Below are 18,493 nucleotides of genomic sequence, written 5' to 3'. Positions count from 1 at the left end.
ATGAGAAAAAGTTTGATTATTCGTTTCTAAGCACTTCTAGGAGATTGATTTGACTAGCTTTTCTAGCAGGGTAGTAGGCTGAGAGAAGCACGATGAGGATTGAGCCTAAGATAATGAGGCTTAGATCAAGCAATGAGAGATCTAGAGGGAGTTTGGTTGTCCCATATACATCAGCAGGGAGAGAGATGATAGGGAAGTGATCTAGGAAACTCATCACTCCAAAGCTAAGTAATAGTCCAATTCCTACCCCTCCTAGTCCGATAAAGCACCCAATAGAGAAAAATGCTCTTTGAATCTCCCTCTTGCTTGCTCCCATACTCAAAAGCAGGGCAATCTCTTTCCTACGATTCATTATCACCATAAGAAGGGAGCTGATGATATTGAGTGAAGCCATCAAGATGATAAGCAAAAGCACGATAAACAATGCTCTTTTTTCTAGCTCCATTGCTGAGAAGAGGTTGCCATTTTGATGCCACCACCCCTCCACAAAAAACCTATCTTTGAATCTCTTTTCAAGAAAGCTAGAAATAGCTTTGTAGTCCTCCATAGGATTGGGAGTGTTGATGTGGATTCCATCATAGTGTTTTTCATCGATATTGCGAAGTTTGGCGATAGAGGAGAGGGTGGTATAGCTATACCCTCTATCATATCCACGAATGCCTGAGTGGAAAAACCCTGCCACATCAAAGCGTTTCATCGTGGGAGTGAAGCTAATGGCATTGGGAGAGAATTCTGTGAAAAAGAATGTCAACTTCTCTCCCTCAAGCACCCCATAGGACTTGGCAAAGTCCTCTCCCATAATTACTCCAAACTCTTGAACGCCCTTTTTCCCCTCCAAAGCTTTGGCAAGGATAGGGTTATTGTGAGCCTCAAGCTCAAAATCCACACCAAAAATCGCCACAGGATAAATCCCAAAGCGAGTCTTGATAATAGCGTGGGATTGTAAGTATGGGCTGAAAGAGAGGGTGGGGAAATTGATTTGGAGTTCATAGAGCAAGTCTTTGGGGATAGCATTTTTGCCATAGGCTTTGACATTGAGAGGGGAGTTCATCACAAAGATTTTTTCTTTGAATTCTTTGTTGATTCCATTCATTATCGCCATTGCCACACATAGCACCATTACTCCGATACTAATCCCTAGAAATGCCAAAAGAGTGGTGATGAAGATGAAGGGTTGGGTTTTGTCAAATTTTAGATATTTGGGGAGGAGAAAGGAAGTGAGTTTCATTTCCCCTCTTTTGCAAGAAGTCCTTTTTTGGGACCACTTTTTCCGTGGCATTGTTTGAATTTCTTCCCACTTCCACAAGGGCAAAGCTCATTTCTAGCTGTTTTGTTACCAAATGGGGTAGAGGAGGGGAGTGGGGCGTTTTGCTCTTCAAGGTTTTGCAAGGCTCTTTGGTTGGCTTCTTCTTGTTGGGGTTGGATTTTGAGGAGATGAAGCATTTTGATAGCTTCAGCTTTGAGAGTATCACGCAACTCTAAGAAAAGGTTATAGCTCTCTTTTTTGTATTCTACAAGTGGATCTTTTTGGTTGTATCCTCTAAGCCCAATTCCTGTTTTGAGATTATCCATCATATAGAGGTGCTCTCTCCAAGTGTTATCTAGGATTTGCAAGTAGATGATTCTCTCAATCTCGTGGCGTTGTTTCTCCCCTACAATTGCCATTTTCTCCTCATAATCACTCTCAAGATCTTTTAAAAGCTTCTCCCTCAAGCTCTCCACATCTAAGCCCTCTAAATCCTTTAGCTCTATCCCAAAGCCCTCTTGGAATTGGGCTGTGAGTTTTTGTGCGTCTTCTTTGCTGACTTGATGAAAGATTCCTAGGTTTTGAATCATCTGATCAATAAGCATTTCTCTATCTTCTAGGATTTTGGAAGTGATATCAAAGTTTTCATCTAAGAGCTGATTTCTTAGCTTATAGACTGCCTTTCTTTGCTCATTTGCCACATCATCGTATTCTAGGAGGTGTTTTCTTGACTCAAAATGCAATCCTTCTACTTTCTTTTGAGCGTTTTCTACTGAGCGAGTTACAAGCCCTGATTGGATATGCTCTCCATCTTTTAGCCCTAGTTTCTCCATAATGCCTTTGATTCTATCGCTTCCAAAGATACGCAAGAGATTGTCTTCTAGGCTTAGATAAAACTGCGATGCCCCTGGATCACCTTGTCGCCCACTTCTACCTCTAAGCTGATTGTCAATCCTTCGGCTTTCATGTCGCTCTGTTCCGATGATATAAAGCCCTCCAAGCTCTTTAATCTCATCATCAAGCTTGATATCCACCCCTCGCCCTGCCATATTTGTAGCAATGGTTACTGCTCCTTTCTTTCCTGCGTCTTTGATGATTTCAGCTTCTTTTGCGTGTTGTTTGGCATTGAGAACGGTGTGGGGGATTCGCTCTTTTTTGAGGAGTTCGTGGAGCAATTCACTTTTTTCAATACTTGCTGTCCCTACAAGCACAGGCTGTCCTTTGGCGTGAAGTTCTTTGATTTTCTCAATCACTGCCTCAAACTTCTCTCTCTCGCTTTTGTAAATCAAATCATCAAAATCTTTTCTCTTTATAGGGATATTTGTGGGGATTGAGACAACATCAAGGTTGTAAATCTGCAAAAACTCTCCTGCTTCAGTTTGAGCTGTCCCTGTCATCCCTGCTAGTTTTTCATAGAGTCGGAAGTAGTTTTGGAAAGTGATATCTGCTAGGGTTTGGCTCTCTTCTTTGATTTCTACTCCCTCTTTGGCTTCAATGGCTTGATGAAGTCCCTCACTAAATCTTCTCCCCTCACTTAGTCTTCCTGTGAATTCATCGACGATGATTACTTCGCCATCTTGGAGGACATAATCTTTGTCTTTGAGGAAGAGGTAATTGGCTTTGAGGGCTTGATCTAGGTGGTGAGCTAGTCCTGCGTGTTCGATATTGTAGAGGTTATCCACACCAAAAAGCTCTTCGGCTTTGAGGATTCCCTCCTCAGTGAGTAAAATCGTGCGATTTTTTTCATCGACATTGAAGTGCTTTTCGTTTTCCAAAGCATTTGCCACAGAGTTGGCAAGTTGGTAATTCTCTAGCTTTCTATTAGCAGGACCTGAGATGATAAGAGGAGTTCTAGCCTCATCGATAAGGATAGAATCCACTTCATCTACGATTGCAAAATAGTGATCTTTTTGCACTTTTTGCTCTAGGGAGTATTTCATATTATCTCTTAGGTAGTCAAAACCAAATTCATTGTTTGTCCCATACACAATATTACAACCATACACTCTCAATCGCTCTTCTTCAGGGGTACTAGAGAGGATTGCTCCCACAGAATAGCCCAAAAACTCATAAAGCTCTCTAAGCTCTTCACTATCACGCTTGGCTAGGTAGTCATTGACGGTTACGACATGAACGCTTTTGCCTACCATTGCGTTGAGTGCGACTGCAAGGGTGGCTACAAGAGTTTTCCCTTCCCCTGTTTTCATCTCTGCAATCTTGCCATCGTGCAAAACCATTCCACCGATAAGCTGAACATCGTGGTGGCGTTTGCCATAGATTCTTCTACTTGCCTCTCGTGTGATAGCAAAACTATCAAAAAGCACATCATCTAGTCCTAACTCTTGGGTAAGCACCTTGTTTTTGAGGGCATTGAAAGCCTCTTTTAGCTCCTCATCACTCAAAGCTTGATAATGAGATTCCAAAGCATTGATTTTTTTCACTTTGCTTTCATATTTATGGAGCATTCTTGAATTTCTTGTCCCAAAAATAGAGCCAAAAATTGATTGAAACATATCGATTTTCCACCTTTTGTTATTCTTTGTCATAGATTTTAACATATACACTATAAAATACGACTTCAATTAAACTTCAAAGGGTAGCATAAATGAAAAAGATTTGCTCTTTTTTCTTGATTTTTTCATCTCTTTTTGGGCTTGAGATTAACTCTATTAGAGCCGATTTCACTCAAAGTATCCAATCTCAACCCATCGCTTATGAGGGAAGATTTGTAGCCACTTCACCCAATCTTGCCAAGTGGGAATACACCACACCCCTCAAAAAAGTGGTATATATCAATGCCAATAAGGTTATCGCCTATGAGCCTATGCTCTCTCAAGTGATTATCAAAAGAATCGAAGCTCATCTTGACTTCATTGCAATTTTGCAAAAAGCCAAACAAGATTTAAAAGATCCAAACTTGTATCACTCCAAAATTGACAATATCACCTATACAATCCAGCTCCAAAACAATCTCCCTGAAAGAATCTTCTATGAAGATAGTTTGGGAGAGGGGGTAGTCATCACTCTAAAAAATGTGGTTTTAAACCAAAAAATCCCAAAAGAAGAGTTTGTTTTTGAGATTCCAAGTGGAATTGATGTGATTGAAGAATAAAAAGTTTGCTAGTATTTAAGGGTTTGCTTTTTAGCTATCTTAAAACAAAGGAACTCTTAATATGAATTCATCTTTGAGTTTGCTTGTGCCAATTGTCGTGATTGCACTTGTGTTATTGACTAAGCGTGTTGTTTTGTCCTTGTTTGTAGGGATTGTGCTAGGAGGCGTGATTTTACACTATCAAGAACCTCTAGGAATCCTCTCTTATGTGTATGAGAAAATCTCATCAGTATTTTATGAATACAGCTCTGAGAGTGGGGTGAGCTTGGTGTGGGATAGTATCTATGTGTTTTTATTTACGCTCTTTTTGGGAATCCTCTCTCAAGTGGTGTTGGTTTCAGGAGGTGTGGGGGCGTTTGTAGAGTGGGCAAGAGATAAAGTCAAAGATACAAGAAGTTCAGAGTTTAGTGCGTTTTTTGCAGGGATTGTGATTTTTATCGATGATTATTTCAATGCCCTCACAGTCGGACAGATTGCCAAACCACTTAATGCAATGCACAAATCAAGCAAAGAGCGATTGGCTTATATCATCGATAGCACTTCAGCCCCTATCTGTGTGCTAGTGCCAATCTCTAGCTGGGGGGCTTATATCATCGGAGTTTTGCAAAAAAGTGCCCCTGAGCAAAGTGGCAGTCCATTGCTTTTTTTGCTTAGTAGTGTGGGGAGCAACTTCTATGCGTGGTTTGCACTTTTGGGAGTGTTTTTGGCGATTTTGTGGCAAGTCAATCTCCCTGCAATGAGAAAAAATATCAATGTCTCTAGTCAAAAAGAAGATCATAGAGATGAATACCCACCTAGCAAAATCTCTCTTTTGCTTTTGCCTATCCTCTCTCTTGTGGTATCAATCACTTTTATGATTTTCTACACAGGGTATAAAAACTCAGGCTCTATGGAATTATTGAGTATGCTAGGAGATTGTGATACGCCTTTTGCTCTCTTTTGTGGGGGGTTGATTGCTCTGCTTTTGGCATTTTTGCTCTCTATGCCCTATCTTAAGACCTCAGAGATTCCAAATATCTTTCTTAAAGGAATCAACGCAATGCTTCCTGCTGTGGTGATTTTGATTTTGGCGTGGGCGATAGGACCTGTTATCAAAGAAGATTTGCAAACAGGTGTGTATCTAGGCAATCTTGTCAAAACCTCTCTTCCCTCTAGTGCTTTGGTGCTTTTACCCTTGCTTTTATTCCTCATCTCAGCCTTTATCTCTTTTAGCACGGGGACAAGCTGGGGGTGCTTTGCGATTATGATCCCTATCGCCATAGAATTGGCTGTGCAAAGTGGTGGGAGCGTAATTTTTGCAATCTCAGCTGTGCTTTCAGGAGCAGTGTATGGAGATCATACCTCTCCAATGTCTGATACAACGATTCTTAGCTCTATTGGAGCAGGGTGTTCGCTTCAGAGCCATTTTATCACTCAACTTCCTTATGCCTCTATTTCTGCATTTTGTGCTTTTATCTCATTCCTTGCTCTTTCTTTGAGTGGGAATGCCTTGTTTTCTATGCTTTTGGGTGGAGGGGCATTGATTGCTATCTTTGCTTATCTTAAAAGCAAGTATGGAGGGGAATTGCAAGGAGTGTAAGATGAGAGAGATATTGCAAACTCATCTTGCATTTTTTATCCTTTTGGGGGTGTGGGGGTTTTGCAGTTTGATTACACTCTTTCTCTTTTGGCTTGATAAGGCAAGAAGTATCAAAGATAAGCCAAGAGTGAGTGAAAAAACTCTTTTGCTTTGGAGTGTGGTGGGGAGTTTGGGGGCATTGTGGGGGATATACAAACTCAGACACAAAAGCAAACATTTCTACTTCCCTCTAGTTGCCATACAATCTTGTGTGCTTAATGCCTTAGTTTTGTGGGTGTGCTTTTAGGTGAGGAAGGGAGAGTTTTTAGAGGGCAAAAAAGAATGGGGGATATTTTTTGCTCTTGCTCTCCTAGTCTTTGTCTTAGGGGTGGGGTGGAAGTATTATCAATTTTCTCAAATTCCTCACACTCCCTTTGAGTTTAAAGCCAAAGTCTTGGCACAATATGAAAAAAACTCCAAAACTATTTTCAAACTCAAAGCTCAAAATGGGCAGATTTTCTACACTTCAAGCAAAGAGGATTTAAAAGATCTTTCCAATAAAGAAGTATCACTCTATGGCAAAGTATATGATTGTGATTTTCTCCAATCACTCAAAAGCTGTTATTTCATCACTTACTCCCTCTCTCTTCTTCCCTCAAGTCCCTTTCACTCTCCTTTTTATTTTGTTCAATCTCAGCACTCAAACCCTCTGATTTCCAAGCTCTTTGAAAGTCTGTTTTTTGCCTCTTTTTTGCCAAAGGAGTGGAGGGAGATTGCAAGTGCATTGCACATCTCTCATCTCATTGCAATTAGTGGGTTGCATTTGGGGATTTTGGCGTGGGCGTTATATATGCTTTTGGGCAAACCTTATGAGTTTTTGCAAAAACGCTACTTTACCTATCGCAATCGACTTTTTGATATGGGGGTCGTCAGTGGGATTGTGTTGTTTGCTTATATGCTTTTTATTGGCACACCTCCTGCATTTTTGAGGGCATATGTGATGAGTGTAGTGGCCTTGGGGTTTGTCTATTGTCATCTAAGGCTTCTTAGCTTTTCTTTTTTGCTTGTCTGCTCCCTTGCTATTGTGGCACTCTTCCCCTCACTCCTTTTGAGTATTGGGTTTTGGTTCTCAATCTCTGGAGTGTTTTATATCTTTTTATTTTTTCACTATTTTCACTTTGATTCTTGCAAACTCCAATGGCTCAAAATCGCAATTTTGCTCAATATTGCACTTTTTTTGCAAATGCTTCCTTTGGTGCATTATGTCTTTGGGGCTTTTTCCCTTTTCTCAATCCTCTCAATCCCGCTAAGCGTGATTTTTCCTTTGTGGTTTGTTGTGATGATTGTCTTGCATTGTTTGGGATTGGGAGGAGTGGGGGATAGGGTGTTGGAGTGGGCTTTGGGATTGGAGCTAGAGGTGGCAGAGATTTACACGCCTACAATTTTGCTCCTCTTTCATTTGTGTATTTCGCTTTTGGCTATGCGTTTTAGGAGTGCGTATGACTTGAGTTTGGGGGTGGGGTTTGCATTTTGGTTATTTTTGATGACAAAAATACTGATATAGAGAGTAAAATCACAGATTTAAAAATTTTAAAAACTTGGAGAGGTGATTGATAAAAAGACTCAAAGATTTTAGTGAGCTAGTCGCTTTTGAGCATACGATTTTTTCTGCTCCTTTTATGCTGATTGCACTTTTGTGTGCCTCAATGCAAAAGAATCATTCTCTATGGTTTGGAACTTCTTTGCTTCTTTTGTGTGCTTTGGCATTGATTTTTGCTAGAAATTTTGCAATGAGTGTCAATCGCTATGTAGATAGAGATATTGATAGCAAAAATATTCGCACAAAAAATCGTCCAAGTGTCGATGGGAGAGTTTCTCCTAAGATGATGAGGATTCTTATCTTGGGTAATGCTTTGGGGTTTGTAGTGGTGAGTTATTTTATCAACACTTTAGCTTTCTCTCTCTCAATCCCATTTTTGCTGATTTTGGGGTTTTACTCTTATATGAAGCGATTTTCTTATCTAGCTCATATCGTTTTGGGCTTAAGTCTAGGACTTGCACCTATTGCAGGGAGTATCGCAGTGCTAGGGGAGATTCCTCTGTGGTGTGTGGCACTCTCCTTGGGGGTACTATTTTGGGTGGCAGGGTTTGATTTGCTGTATTCCTTGCAAGATATGGAGTTTGACAAAAAAGAGGGATTGCACTCTATCCCTAGTATTTTTGGAGCGAAAAAAACGCTTCTTATCTCAAGAATCTTTCATCTCCTCACGCTTATCTTTTGGGGGATTTTCCTTGCTTTGTTTGGGTGTGGAGAGATTGCTTATGTGGGGCTTGGGCTTTGTGCAATGATTTTGGGATATGAGCAATACCTTGTCAGCAAAGATTTTGCCCACATTCCTAAGGCGTTTTTTGTGAGTAATGGGTATTTGGGATTTGTGTTTTTGGTAATGATGATTTTAGATTTGGTAATGGAGTAGAGTATGGATTTTTTGAATTTATGCAAAGAGATAGGACTAGAAACAAGGATTGCACGATGTGTGCTTGATGTGGAAGCTCAAGAGGTGCAAGAGATTGAGGGAAAATATCTCCAAGAATACATTAGGCTCAATCAAATTGAGGAGAGTGGGATTGAGAAATGGCTTAAACTCTCCAAAGGAAGGGATTATGAGGGAGATGAAGTAATGCTAGAGCTTCTTGTAGAGGTGTATAAGAAGCTAGAGAGATTGGAGCAAAAACTTTCCATTCAGCAATCCCCACTCCTTCCACTTCACAAACAAATCCAAACCCATAGCATTGGGCATGGGGTATTGTGCTTTGAAGAAGAGCTAGAGGTGGGGAAAACCTATTATGCAAGATTTGATTTGCCCGTATTTCCAAGTAAAATCATTCCTTTGTTTTTCACTATGCTAACCCCTCATATTGCTAAAATTGTTAAAATTGGCACAATGCACAATCAAAGCTATGATAGCTATGTGGTAGAGTGCGAGAGAATGGAGATCAGAAGCAGAAGAGAAGGAGAGTTTTAGATGATGCCTTGGATTGAGCAAAATTTAAATCTAGTTTTGAGTGGATTTATCGGTCTTGCTTCATTTTTGATTTTGCTTTTTACTTATCTTAAAGATTTGGAAGCGACAAGAAGACTAGATAAGTTTGAAAACGCGATTGATAATCTTTATGAAGAAATGTATAAGATTCAGCAATATATCAAAAAGGTTGAGGGAGAGCAAGAGGAGAGGGCGATAGAGATTCAAAACCAAGTAGAGAGCCAAACCAAAGATATTCTTACACACTCATTGAGCAAGACTTTTGAGCATTTAGAGAGTATTGAGCAAAAAGTCAATGATGAGATACGCCTAGCCACTGACAACCTCAGTAGTCTTGATGGCAAGATTAAAGAGCTAGAATTTTTCTCAAGCTCAGCGACAAGTATCGATGAGAAAAAAATCTCAGCACTCTTAGAAGAGGGCAAGAGTCCTGAAGTAATCGCCAAAGAGCTTGGAATCACAAGAGGAGAAATCGAACTCTTTTTGCAACTCTCAAATATCGCCTACAAAGGAAAATAAATGCTAGATAGTAATACTCTCTCAAGATATTTTGGCAAATTTGCTTCTCATCAATTCCCCAAATGGTTTCAAAAGATTGTCAATCAAAGCTATGTGAGGATTTTTGATATTGATTTGAGCGAGTTTGATTCTATTGAGAGTTATCCAACACTCAATGCTCTTTTTACACGAGAGCTTAAAACTCCTAGAAGTTTTGACTCTAACCCTCAAATCATCATCTCCCCTTGTGATTCTTTGATAATGGAGCAGGGTAGAGTGCAAGATAATACGGCATTGCAGATTAAGGGAATGGATTATTGTGTGAGAGAATTGCTTGGAGAGGGGGTGGAAGGGGAGTATTTTTATACAAATTTCTATCTCTCCCCCAAAGACTACCATCGCTTTCACGCTCCAAGTGATATGCATATTGAAGAGATTCGCTACTTTGCAGGAGAGCTTTTGCCTGTCAATCGCCCCTCTTTGCAAAAAAATCAAAACCTCTTTATCCGCAATGAGCGAGTCGTGCTAGTGGCTAGAGATAGTCTAGGGCATAAAATGTTTTATGTAGCGATTGGGGCGTTGAATGTGGGGCAAATGGTGGTGCATTGTGAGAGCAGAATCCACACCAATGCCAAAGCCAATATCAACACTGCCTACACTTACCCCACACCCATTTTCATCGCCAAAGGAGAAGAAGTGGGATTGTTTAAAATGGGTTCTACAATCTTGACTTTTCAAAAAGATTACTCTCCATTTACCAAAGAGGGGGATAAGGTAAGGTTTGGAGAGAGTGTGGGGGAATTTATCAGCTAGGAGGAGAAAATGAGCGTAGAGAAAGCAAAACGCATTAGAGAGTTGCTAGATAGAAATGACGCCTTGCTTGTGGCACATTATTATCAAAGAGATGAAATCGTAGAAGTGGCAGATTTGGTGGGGGATAGTTTGGAGCTTGCAAGAAATGCAAGTGGCAATCCTAGAAGCTTGGTGGTGTTTTGTGGAGTGGGATTTATGGGGCAGAGTGTCAAAATCCTCTCCCCTCAAAAGCGTGTGATTATGCCACGCCTTGCGTGTTGTTCTATGGCTAGAATGATTGATAGCTCTTATTATGATGAGAGTATCAAGCTTATGGAGAGCTATGGGATAAAAAAAGAAGATATTTTCCCAATCACTTATATCAATTCCAATGCCGAAGTCAAAGCCAAAGTAGGGGAGATGGGTGGAGTGGTTTGCACGAGTGCTAATGCAAGTAAAATCTTTGAATATGCCAAAAGCCACAACAAAAAAATCTTCTTCCTCCCTGATCGCTGTCTAGGGCTAAACCTTGCCCAAAGGCACTCTATCCCCTCAGCTGTGCTAGGAGTGAGTAGCAAAGAAGAGGTTTTGAGAGCTGAGATTATTTGCTATGATGGATTTTGCTCGGTTCATCAGCTCTTTAGCGTAGAGGATATTGAGTTTTATAGAGCTAAATTCCCTGATATTCTCATCGCCACGCACCCTGAATGCCCCCCTGAAGTGGTGGCAAAGTCAGACTTTGTAGGCTCAACAAGTCAAATCATCAATTTTGTCAATTCCCTAGAGCCTACCCAAAGAGTGGCAGTGGGAACGGAGTTTAATCTAGTCAATCGCCTAAGAAAGCCTGTGAATGGGGTGAATTACACCTTTGTCCTCTCTTCAACCAAGCCTGAATGCCCCACAATGAATGAAACCACACTTGATGATATTATCAATGTTTTAGAGGCTTATGAGAGAGGAGAGCCATATAATGAAATCAATCTTGATAGCAATATCTCTGCACTTGCTAAGAGGGCATTAGATAAGATGATGGAGCTTTCCAAGTGATACACTCTTTTGTCAAAGAGGTTTTGAGTGAAGATATAGGGAGGGGAGATCTCTTTGAGAGAGTGGCAGAAGATAGAGAGGTGAGTGCAAAGTTTTTAGCCAAAGAGAGTGGAATCTTCTCAGGAGAGAGCTATCTTAGAGCATTGTGCGAAATCACTCATCTAAGTTTGGAGCTATACAAAAAAGACTCTGAGGGCTTTGAGAGAGGGGAGATTCTAGGAAAAATTAGCGGTAGTTATCTGCAAGTGCTAAAAATTGAGCGAACAGCCCTAAATATGCTTCAGCATAGCAGTGGGATTGCCACTCACACTAGCAAATACGCAAAAAAACTTCAAAACACCTCTCTCAAACTCCTAGACACTCGCAAAACTCGCCCATTGTTAAGAGCGTTTGAAAAATACTCTGTGCAAAATGGTGGAGGGCAGAATCATCGCTTTGGCTTAGATGACGCTTTGATGCTTAAAGATACGCATTTGGCCCATATCTACGATCTCAAAGCCTTCATCTCTCAAGCTAGAAGCAAATTGCCTTTCACTTGTAGAATAGAAGTGGAGTGTGAGAGTGTAGAGGCGTGTGAAAGGGCGTTTGAGAGTGGGGCAGATATTGTAATGTGTGATAATATGTCCCCCTTACTTATCTCTGAGGTTGTAAAGATTCGTAATGCCAAATATCCTCATATCTTGCTTGAAGCAAGTGGAAATATCACACTAGATAACCTCACACAATACGCCCAAAGTGGAGTAGATGCAATCTCTAGTGGAAGTCTAATCCACCAAGCCACTTGGATAGATATCAGCCTAAAAATGGAGGGGTAAAAAGTTGAGAGAAATACTCAATCACTTTTTATTCTCTGATATTGAGGACAAAAACCTTATCCTCTCTTCTAGCAAGATTTTGCACTTCAAAAAGGGTGAGAGTATTTTTGAGATTGAAGATATTCCAAAATACCTCTATATTTTGCTAAGTGGGGTGGTGTATGTGTGTGAGAATACGCTGGAGGGCAAACGCAATATCATCGCTGTATTTGAGGAGAGGGGAGAGTGTTTTGGAGAGGTGGTGCTGTTTTTGGACGCTCCCTATCCCTACTATACGCTTATGGCACAAGAAGGGGAGCTTCTAGCTATCCCCAAAGACTTTGTCCTCTCTCATATGTCAAAAGCGATGAATAAAGTCCTAGCCAAAAAGGCTTTCAATCTCTCCAATAAGATTCAACTCCTTAGCAAAGCTTCTTTGAGAGAAAAAATCCTTCACTACCTCAGCTCCCACCCCCAAACCCCACTCAAACGCTATGAACTTGCCGACTTTTTGGGAGTCTCACGCCCTGCACTCTCCAAAGAAATCTTGGCAATGATAAAAGAGGGGGTGATTATAGAGGAAAATAAAACAAAAACTCTCAAAATCGTAATCTAAATTACCGACATTTTTTTGCTTTTTCTCTAGTATTCCCTTGCAATTTCAAAATCGGAGGAAAATATGGAAAAAATGTTTTGTTATCAATGCCAAGAAACACTAAAAAATGAGGCTTGTACCAATAATGGCGTATGTGGGAAGACTTACCAAGTCGCAAACTTGCAAGACGCACTCATTAAGGCTAGTCAGTTAGCTTCATTTAAGGCTGATAAAGAGATGAAGCTTCAAATCATTCACAATCTCTTTATGACTATCACTAATGCAAATTTTTCAGCCACAGATATAAGCAATGCAATCACAAAAACCTATCAAGACAAAAGCATTGATGAGCTTTTGAGCCTAGAGATGATTGAGAATTTTGACGCTGATAAGCATTCACTCCAAGAGCTAGTCATCTATGGACTAAAAGGAATGAGTGCATATCTTTATCACGCATTGCAACTTGGATTTGAAAATGAAGAATTGTTTGATTTTGTGAGCGATACTTTGGGATATCTCACTCAAGAGCATAGCTTAGAAGAGTATATTGCTTTGGTGGATAAGACAGGGGCAATGGGCGTGAAAGCAATGGAATTGCTAGATCGAGCAAATACAAGCAAATATGGAAATCCTGAAATCACAGAGGTAAATATCGGAGTAGGGGATAAGCCAGGGATTCTCATCTCAGGACACGATTTGCACGATATGGAAATGCTCCTAGAGCAGAGCAAAGATAGTGGTGTGGAGATTTACACTCACTCAGAAATGCTTCCTGCACACTACTATCCAGCCTTTAAGAAATACAAGCATTTTAGAGGTAACTATGGAGGAGCTTGGTGGCAACAACAAAGCGAGTTTGAGAGCTTCAATGGTGTGATTTTGATGACGACAAACTGCCTAATGCCTGTGCGTGAGAGTTATAAAGATAGGATTTATACCACAGGAGTTGTGGGCTATGATGGACTAAAGCACATTGAAGAAGTCAATGGCAAAAAAGACTTTACCCCACTCATCGAGCAAGCCAAAAAATGCCAACCTCCCAAAGCCATTGATAATGGAAGTATTATCGGAGGATTTGCACACGCCCAAGTGAGTGCATTGCAAGATAAAGTCATTGATGCAGTCAAGGCAGGGAAAATCAAGAAATTTATCGTGCTTGGTGGGTGTGATGGAAGACATACAAGCCGAGAATACTACACTGAGTTTGCCAAAGCCTTGCCAAAAGATAGCGTAATCCTCACAGCAGGTTGTGCAAAATATCGCTATATCAAGCTCAATCTTGGAGATATCGATGGAATCCCACGAGTGCTTGATGCAGGGCAGTGCAATGATTCTTACTCTCTAGTTGTCATCGCTCTCAAACTCAAAGAAGCCTTTGGACTAGCTGATGTCAATGAGTTGCCTATCGTCTATAACATTGCGTGGTATGAGCAAAAGGCAATCATCGTGCTTCTAGCACTCTTGCACTTGGGAGTGAAAAACATTCATATCGGACCAACTCTCCCTGCATTCCTCACTCCAAATATCACACAATACTTAGTGGAGAAATTTAACCTCGGCACAATCTCCAGTGTCAAAGAAGACTTAGAGCTGTTCAAAATCTCTTAATATTTCTCTCTTAAAGGGTAGAGTAGGGAGCTACTCCCCTTTGAGAAGGCGTAAAATCCTTTTTTCATCTAGCATATCAGGAGCGATTCTTTTAAGAAATCTTGTAGGGATTACTTCTTTGTAATCAGATAGGGGGATATGATTGTATTTTGAGGCAAGAGATTTGCGACTTGCTTTGAGAAGTGGAAAATGCCAAGTGTTTAGAGGTGCGTTAATCTCACAATACTCACAGGGGATTTGAAGTAATTCCCAATAATACACCCCTTTTTCATCACTCTCTTGAATAGCGTTGTCAAAAGACAATCCATTATTGCAAATCAACCAATGATCCTTTGGATCTAGGATTGGAGAGTTTTTATCTAGGTAAATCTCATAATCAAAGCAATGGAGATTCATTCTGAAATAAAATACAATATCTGTCGGTTTTGTGGCAAGTGCAAAACTCTCTTTGAGTTTTTGAGCGTCATAGATTTGATCACAATCAATCTTGACTAGCCATTCTCCTTGAGGGATAAAGCTCAAAGCAAAATTATAATAATCAGCCAAAGTTTTTTTGCTCTCAAACTCTTCTTGAGTACACCGACATTGTGCCACAGAGTGGGGGAATTCCACACACTTAAATCCTTGATACTTGGAGCAAAACTCTTTGATAATCTCCTCACTCCCATCTGTGCATTCATTATAAACAATGATTCCTCTTGAAATTGCTCCTATGATAGACTCAAGGCTTTGCCTCAGGGTTTCTGCCTCATTGCAGACTCGAATAAATGCCCAAGGATTAAGAGGGCTTTGAGGGTGATAAGCATTGGTATAAATTCCCCTTTTCCATAGTCTTTTTGCTTTTTTGTGTAAGCTTAGGATATAATAATCTAAACCAAGATGCAAATCAGAATAAAAAGGATTAACAATCAGTTCTCTTTTTTGTTCCATTTATTTTTTACTTTTATTCATTTTTTTGGAGAGTGTACTTGTTTTCTCTAAATAAATGGTTTTGAAAAAAGATTAATTATAAAAGATATGCATCTTTTTTTAAGAAAAAGTATATATACATACTTGGAGAGAATGTTATGCACACTTCACGCAAAACACTAGACAGACAAGAGTTTAAAACTTTGGGACTTTCTTCTCTTGGTGGGGCATTGGAGTTTTATGATTTTATTATTTTTGTTTTCTTCACCCAATACATTTCTATGCACTTTTTCCCTCAAGAGCTAAGCACTTTTTGGAGAGATCTCAACACCTATGGCACATTTGCAGCAGGGTATTTGGCTAGGCCGATTGGGGGGATTGTAATGGGGCATTTTGGCGATAAACTAGGACGTAAAAATATGTTTATGCTCAGTATTTTGCTAATGGTTGTGCCTACTTTTTCTCTCTCTTTGATTCCTACTTTTGAGACTATTGGCTATCTTGCACCTCTTTTCTTACTCCTTGTGAGGGTGTTTCAAGGGATTGCTATTGGGGGAGAGTTGCCAGGGGCATGGGTGTTTGTGCGAGAGCATTCCCCACAAAAGCATAAAGCCCTTTATCTAGGGGTTTTGACAGCTTCTGTGGTGGGGGGAATCTTGCTTGGTAATCTAGTGGCTTTGATTTTAAATCTTAGTTTGAGTGCAGAGGAGATGAAAGAGTGGGGGTGGAGGATTCCATTTTTTATCGGTGGAGTGTTTGGAATCATCTCAATCTATCTAAGAAAGTTTTTGAGCGAAACGCCTGTGTTTCAGCAGATGAAGCAAGATAGGGCTTTGGAGAAGTTCCCACTCAAAGAGGTGCTAAAGACTTCAAAGCAAGGCGTTATCCTCTCGATGTTTAGCACTTGGGTTTTGGCAGGGTGTATTGTAGTATTGGTGCTATTTATGCCAAACTTTATGCAAAAGGTTTTGAGCTTTTCAGACATTCAAAAAAGCCTAGTGCAAATGGGTGGAATCCTCTCCCTTGTCTTTGGTTGTGTGTTGGCAGGGGCGTGTGCTGATAGGTTTGGTATCTCAAGAAGCTATAAGGTTTTTGCTGTGGTTTTAGGCTCTCTCTCTTTGGTATTTTTCTACAATCTTTATGGAGCAAGGAGTGAGGTGGGGGCAATCATCACTTATATTTTGAGCTGTTTTGGTGTGGCAATTATGATTTTTACCCCTGTTGTGATGTGTGAGGTGTTTGAGGCGAGATTTAGGTTTTCAGGGATTAGCTTTGCTTACAATATCGGCTATGCGATTGTGGGGGGATTCACCCCTCAACTAGCACTCACTTTGCATACACTCTCTTTGAGTGGAAAATATCCTTATGCCCTCTATGGCTATATCTTGCTTCTTTGCTTTGTGGCTTATGGCGTGGCGTGTGTGTATAAAAAGATGTGGGAGAAGTAGGGGAGAGAAGCCCTACATATTATCCATAAGACTTGCAGCCTCCATTAGGCGATTTTTGTCAAAGTGAGTATAAATCCGACTTGTATTGAGATCAGCGTGTCCTAAAGCCTCTTGCACAAGAACCAAATCTTGGCTTTTTTGATAGAGTAGGGTAGCAAAGCTGTGGCGAAGCATATGAGCCCCCATTTTTTCTTTGAAAATCCCTCCATAGCTTAGGATTTGATCAACTACCTTATAGATATAGGCTTGGGTGAGGGCAGAGCCTTTTTGATTGCAAATCAAAAGCTCACTTTTGATACCTAATTCACGGCGTTTGATAAGCCATTCATCAAGCAGGGATTGAATATGTTTGCGTTTTATCATTGCCACTCGCATTTTATCGCCCTTACCTCGGATTTGGAGTAAATACGCCTCACCTTCAGGGAAAATGTCTTTGAGTCTGAGGTTGAGTGCCTCACTCACACGCACCCCTGTATAAATGATGAGCTTGATTGCAAGGCGATTTCTAGCACTGATTCTTTCTGACTGCTCAAAATCATCAATACACTTAAGAAACTTCGCAATTTCTACCTCATTCATATATGCAGGGAGCTTTTGCCCACTCTTTCCTCTAATCCCACCGATATTTTTTAGCTCGATATTAAACACATAGCTCTGCCCTGCACTATCTTCATTTTGCTTATCCACATAGCCAAAAAACCCAATAATAGCAATGCGATAGTTTTTTTTACTTGCTGGGCTTAACCCACTGCCCTCAATCATCAAGAAATCGCTCAAACACTCCTCATCAATCCCTCTCATACTCTCTAGCCCCAACCCACTAAGATAGGTGTAGAGCTTGATGAGTGGGTTAGAGTAGGTAGCGATTCCGATAAGCCCTGCATTTCTAGCTTCTTTTGTGATATTTTCTAGCTCTTGTATGCTTTTTATCCCTTGCTGAAGTTTGCCTACCATTATAGAGAGGCGTTGCTTGTCTTGGACATTTTTGTTGGAAAGTGTGGTGAGTTTGTATCGGATATATCGTGTGATCCAAAAGAGTAGGGTGTCATTGAAGTTTGAATGATAATCAAGTGCATATCTCATTGTTGCTCCATTTGGTTGATAAAAACCTAGTTTAGTTATGAAAACAAGATTATATCTCCAAAAATCGCTTTAAAACGCTTTTTTGAGTTTTGAATGTATCTTTGCATTGCAAAATCGATTTTAGAGGCTTTTTTTGAAGAGGCTTTTTTTGAAAAGGAGAAATTTTGGAAGATTTGGGATTTGGATTTTTGGGGTTTTAAAAACTCATCGGACTTTGAGAAAGACTCAAAAAACGCCAAAAGCCCAAGGTATGGTGATATATGATTATTTTAGTTATGAAAACCATAATTTTCAAACCAAATTAAAATCACTTTTCTCACCCCTCGCCCCAAAATCCAAAGCCCTAAATCCAAAAATCGCTTTAAAACGCTTTTTTGAGTTTTGAATGTATCTTTGCATTACAAAATTGATTTTAGAGGCTTTTTTGGGGGATTGTATTTTTATTGTATTTTTCTAGAAAATAAATAGAAGCAAAAAAGACTTTGGGAAGTCTTATAAAAGAGGTTAGGGCAAAGCCCCAAATCTCATCCACCACATACAGGGGGGAGGAGAACGAGTTTATCCCCATCTTTTAGAGGGGTGCTTAAATCCTCTACTATCTCATCGTTGAGTGCCACCGCACTGAGTTTGAGCCACTCTCTCAAAGCTTCAATCTTTTGCAACTCTGCTCTAAGCTCCTCAAGGTTTGCCACCTCAAAATCCTTTGCTTCTAGTCCGATTGGTCCTAAAAACTCTACTTTTACCTTTGCCATTTTTTAC

General features: G+C 40.3%; 18 protein-coding genes. 13 read left to right on the top strand and 5 right to left on the bottom strand.

All coding sequences use genetic code 11. The annotated features are described in order from the left end of the window. Positions 1–16: 16 nt before the first annotated feature. The gene (locus CQA58_RS04175) at positions 17–1,228 is read right to left on the bottom strand and encodes an ABC transporter permease (protein WP_115569472.1); all 1,212 of its coding nucleotides are present in this window, start codon (positions 1,226–1,228) and stop codon (positions 17–19) included. Further along, the gene (secA, locus tag CQA58_RS04170; protein ID WP_115569471.1) at positions 1,225–3,759 is read right to left on the bottom strand and encodes a preprotein translocase subunit SecA; all 2,535 of its coding nucleotides are present in this window, start codon (positions 3,757–3,759) and stop codon (positions 1,225–1,227) included. Before secA ends, CQA58_RS04175 begins: the two co-directional genes overlap by 4 nt. Positions 3,760–3,851: 92 nt before the next feature. Here secA and lolA point away from each other — a divergent pair, with 92 nt between their 5' ends. From lolA to hcp, 12 genes are all read left to right on the top strand, one after another. Further along, positions 3,852–4,358, top strand: a complete 507-nt coding sequence (gene lolA / locus CQA58_RS04165) for a LolA-like outer membrane lipoprotein chaperone (RefSeq protein ID WP_115569470.1) — start codon at positions 3,852–3,854, stop codon at positions 4,356–4,358. Positions 4,359–4,419: 61 nt separating this feature from the next. Beyond that, positions 4,420–5,937, top strand: a complete 1,518-nt coding sequence (locus CQA58_RS04160) for a Na+/H+ antiporter NhaC family protein (protein WP_115569469.1) — start codon at positions 4,420–4,422, stop codon at positions 5,935–5,937. A 1-nt stretch (position 5,938) separates the two neighbouring features. Beyond that, on the top strand, positions 5,939–6,223 hold the full coding sequence (locus tag CQA58_RS04155; RefSeq protein WP_170126737.1) for a DUF1294 domain-containing protein: 285 nt from the start codon (positions 5,939–5,941) through the stop codon (positions 6,221–6,223). Continuing rightward, positions 6,224–7,480: a ComEC/Rec2 family competence protein gene (locus CQA58_RS04150; RefSeq protein WP_115569467.1), complete on the top strand. Its 1,257-nt coding sequence runs from the start codon at positions 6,224–6,226 to the stop codon at positions 7,478–7,480. Between the two features lie 46 nt (positions 7,481–7,526). Continuing rightward, positions 7,527–8,393, top strand: a complete 867-nt coding sequence (mqnP, locus tag CQA58_RS04145) for a menaquinone biosynthesis prenyltransferase MqnP (protein ID WP_115569466.1) — start codon at positions 7,527–7,529, stop codon at positions 8,391–8,393. A gap of 3 nt (positions 8,394–8,396) precedes the next feature. Further along, complete coding sequence (locus CQA58_RS04140) at positions 8,397–8,942, top strand: hypothetical protein (protein ID WP_115569465.1); 546 nt, start codon at positions 8,397–8,399, stop codon at positions 8,940–8,942. Further along, positions 8,943–9,479, top strand: a complete 537-nt coding sequence (locus tag CQA58_RS04135) for a hypothetical protein (RefSeq protein ID WP_115569464.1) — start codon at positions 8,943–8,945, stop codon at positions 9,477–9,479. Beyond that, positions 9,480–10,271 (top strand): phosphatidylserine decarboxylase, encoded by a 792-nt coding sequence (locus tag CQA58_RS04130; RefSeq protein WP_115569463.1) that lies wholly within the window; start codon positions 9,480–9,482, stop codon positions 10,269–10,271. 9 nt (positions 10,272–10,280) lie between these two features. Next, positions 10,281–11,297 (top strand): quinolinate synthase NadA, encoded by a 1,017-nt coding sequence (nadA, locus tag CQA58_RS04125; RefSeq protein WP_115569462.1) that lies wholly within the window; start codon positions 10,281–10,283, stop codon positions 11,295–11,297. Continuing rightward, positions 11,294–12,112, top strand: coding sequence for a carboxylating nicotinate-nucleotide diphosphorylase (gene nadC, locus CQA58_RS04120; RefSeq protein ID WP_115569461.1), 819 nt, complete (start codon positions 11,294–11,296; stop codon positions 12,110–12,112). The genes nadA and nadC overlap by 4 nt, the downstream gene beginning before the upstream one ends. Positions 12,113–12,116: 4 nt before the next feature. Beyond that, positions 12,117–12,707, top strand: coding sequence for a Crp/Fnr family transcriptional regulator (locus tag CQA58_RS04115; RefSeq protein ID WP_115569460.1), 591 nt, complete (start codon positions 12,117–12,119; stop codon positions 12,705–12,707). A 63-nt stretch (positions 12,708–12,770) separates the two neighbouring features. Further along, the gene (gene hcp / locus CQA58_RS04110; RefSeq protein ID WP_115569459.1) at positions 12,771–14,294 is read left to right on the top strand and encodes a hydroxylamine reductase; all 1,524 of its coding nucleotides are present in this window, start codon (positions 12,771–12,773) and stop codon (positions 14,292–14,294) included. Positions 14,295–14,324: 30 nt separating this feature from the next. Here hcp and CQA58_RS04105 read toward each other — a convergent pair whose 3' ends face one another. Next, on the bottom strand, positions 14,325–15,224 hold the full coding sequence (locus CQA58_RS04105; RefSeq protein WP_115569458.1) for a glycosyltransferase family 2 protein: 900 nt from the start codon (positions 15,222–15,224) through the stop codon (positions 14,325–14,327). Between the two features lie 137 nt (positions 15,225–15,361). Here CQA58_RS04105 and CQA58_RS04100 point away from each other — a divergent pair, with 137 nt between their 5' ends. Further along, a complete protein-coding gene (locus tag CQA58_RS04100; RefSeq protein WP_115569457.1) occupies positions 15,362–16,651 on the top strand; it encodes an MFS transporter in 1,290 nt (429 codons plus the stop codon). Positions 16,652–16,663: 12 nt separating this feature from the next. Here the strand turns inward: CQA58_RS04100 and CQA58_RS04095 are convergent, their stop codons facing one another. Both CQA58_RS04095 and CQA58_RS04085 read right to left on the bottom strand, forming a co-directional pair. Further along, positions 16,664–17,734, bottom strand: coding sequence for a tyrosine-type recombinase/integrase (locus CQA58_RS04095; protein ID WP_115569456.1), 1,071 nt, complete (start codon positions 17,732–17,734; stop codon positions 16,664–16,666). Between the two features lie 524 nt (positions 17,735–18,258). Then, positions 18,259–18,486: a MoaD/ThiS family protein gene (locus tag CQA58_RS04085; RefSeq protein WP_115569454.1), complete on the bottom strand. Its 228-nt coding sequence runs from the start codon at positions 18,484–18,486 to the stop codon at positions 18,259–18,261. Between the last annotated feature and the right edge of the window lie 7 nt (positions 18,487–18,493).

This window comes from Helicobacter brantae, assembly GCF_003364205.1.
Classification (GTDB): Bacteria; Campylobacterota; Campylobacteria; order Campylobacterales; family Helicobacteraceae; genus Helicobacter_G; species Helicobacter_G brantae.
Note: the sequence above shows the minus strand (reverse complement) of the source record. Positions and strands in the feature narration are given on the sequence as shown.

Excerpts from the sequence above, each read along its gene's own strand:
- CQA58_RS04160 (WP_115569469.1), top strand. The coding sequence starts at position 4,420 with ATGAATTCATCTTTGAGTTTGCTTGTGCCAATTGTCGTGATTGCACTT.
- CQA58_RS04085 (WP_115569454.1), bottom strand. The coding sequence starts at position 18,486 with ATGGCAAAGGTAAAAGTAGAGTTTTTAGGACCAATCGGACTAGAAGCA.
- CQA58_RS04095 (WP_115569456.1), bottom strand. The coding sequence starts at position 17,734 with ATGAGATATGCACTTGATTATCATTCAAACTTCAATGACACCCTACTC.
- CQA58_RS04100 (WP_115569457.1), top strand. The coding sequence starts at position 15,362 with ATGCACACTTCACGCAAAACACTAGACAGACAAGAGTTTAAAACTTTG.
- CQA58_RS04175 (WP_115569472.1), bottom strand. The coding sequence starts at position 1,228 with ATGAAACTCACTTCCTTTCTCCTCCCCAAATATCTAAAATTTGACAAA.
- CQA58_RS04130 (WP_115569463.1), top strand. The coding sequence starts at position 9,480 with ATGCTAGATAGTAATACTCTCTCAAGATATTTTGGCAAATTTGCTTCT.
- CQA58_RS04155 (WP_170126737.1), top strand. The coding sequence starts at position 5,939 with ATGAGAGAGATATTGCAAACTCATCTTGCATTTTTTATCCTTTTGGGG.
- CQA58_RS04105 (WP_115569458.1), bottom strand. The coding sequence starts at position 15,224 with ATGGAACAAAAAAGAGAACTGATTGTTAATCCTTTTTATTCTGATTTG.
- lolA (WP_115569470.1), top strand. The coding sequence starts at position 3,852 with ATGAAAAAGATTTGCTCTTTTTTCTTGATTTTTTCATCTCTTTTTGGG.
- hcp (WP_115569459.1), top strand. The coding sequence starts at position 12,771 with ATGGAAAAAATGTTTTGTTATCAATGCCAAGAAACACTAAAAAATGAG.
- secA (WP_115569471.1), bottom strand. The coding sequence starts at position 3,759 with ATGTTTCAATCAATTTTTGGCTCTATTTTTGGGACAAGAAATTCAAGA.
- nadA (WP_115569462.1), top strand. The coding sequence starts at position 10,281 with ATGAGCGTAGAGAAAGCAAAACGCATTAGAGAGTTGCTAGATAGAAAT.
- CQA58_RS04135 (WP_115569464.1), top strand. The coding sequence starts at position 8,943 with ATGATGCCTTGGATTGAGCAAAATTTAAATCTAGTTTTGAGTGGATTT.
- CQA58_RS04140 (WP_115569465.1), top strand. The coding sequence starts at position 8,397 with ATGGATTTTTTGAATTTATGCAAAGAGATAGGACTAGAAACAAGGATT.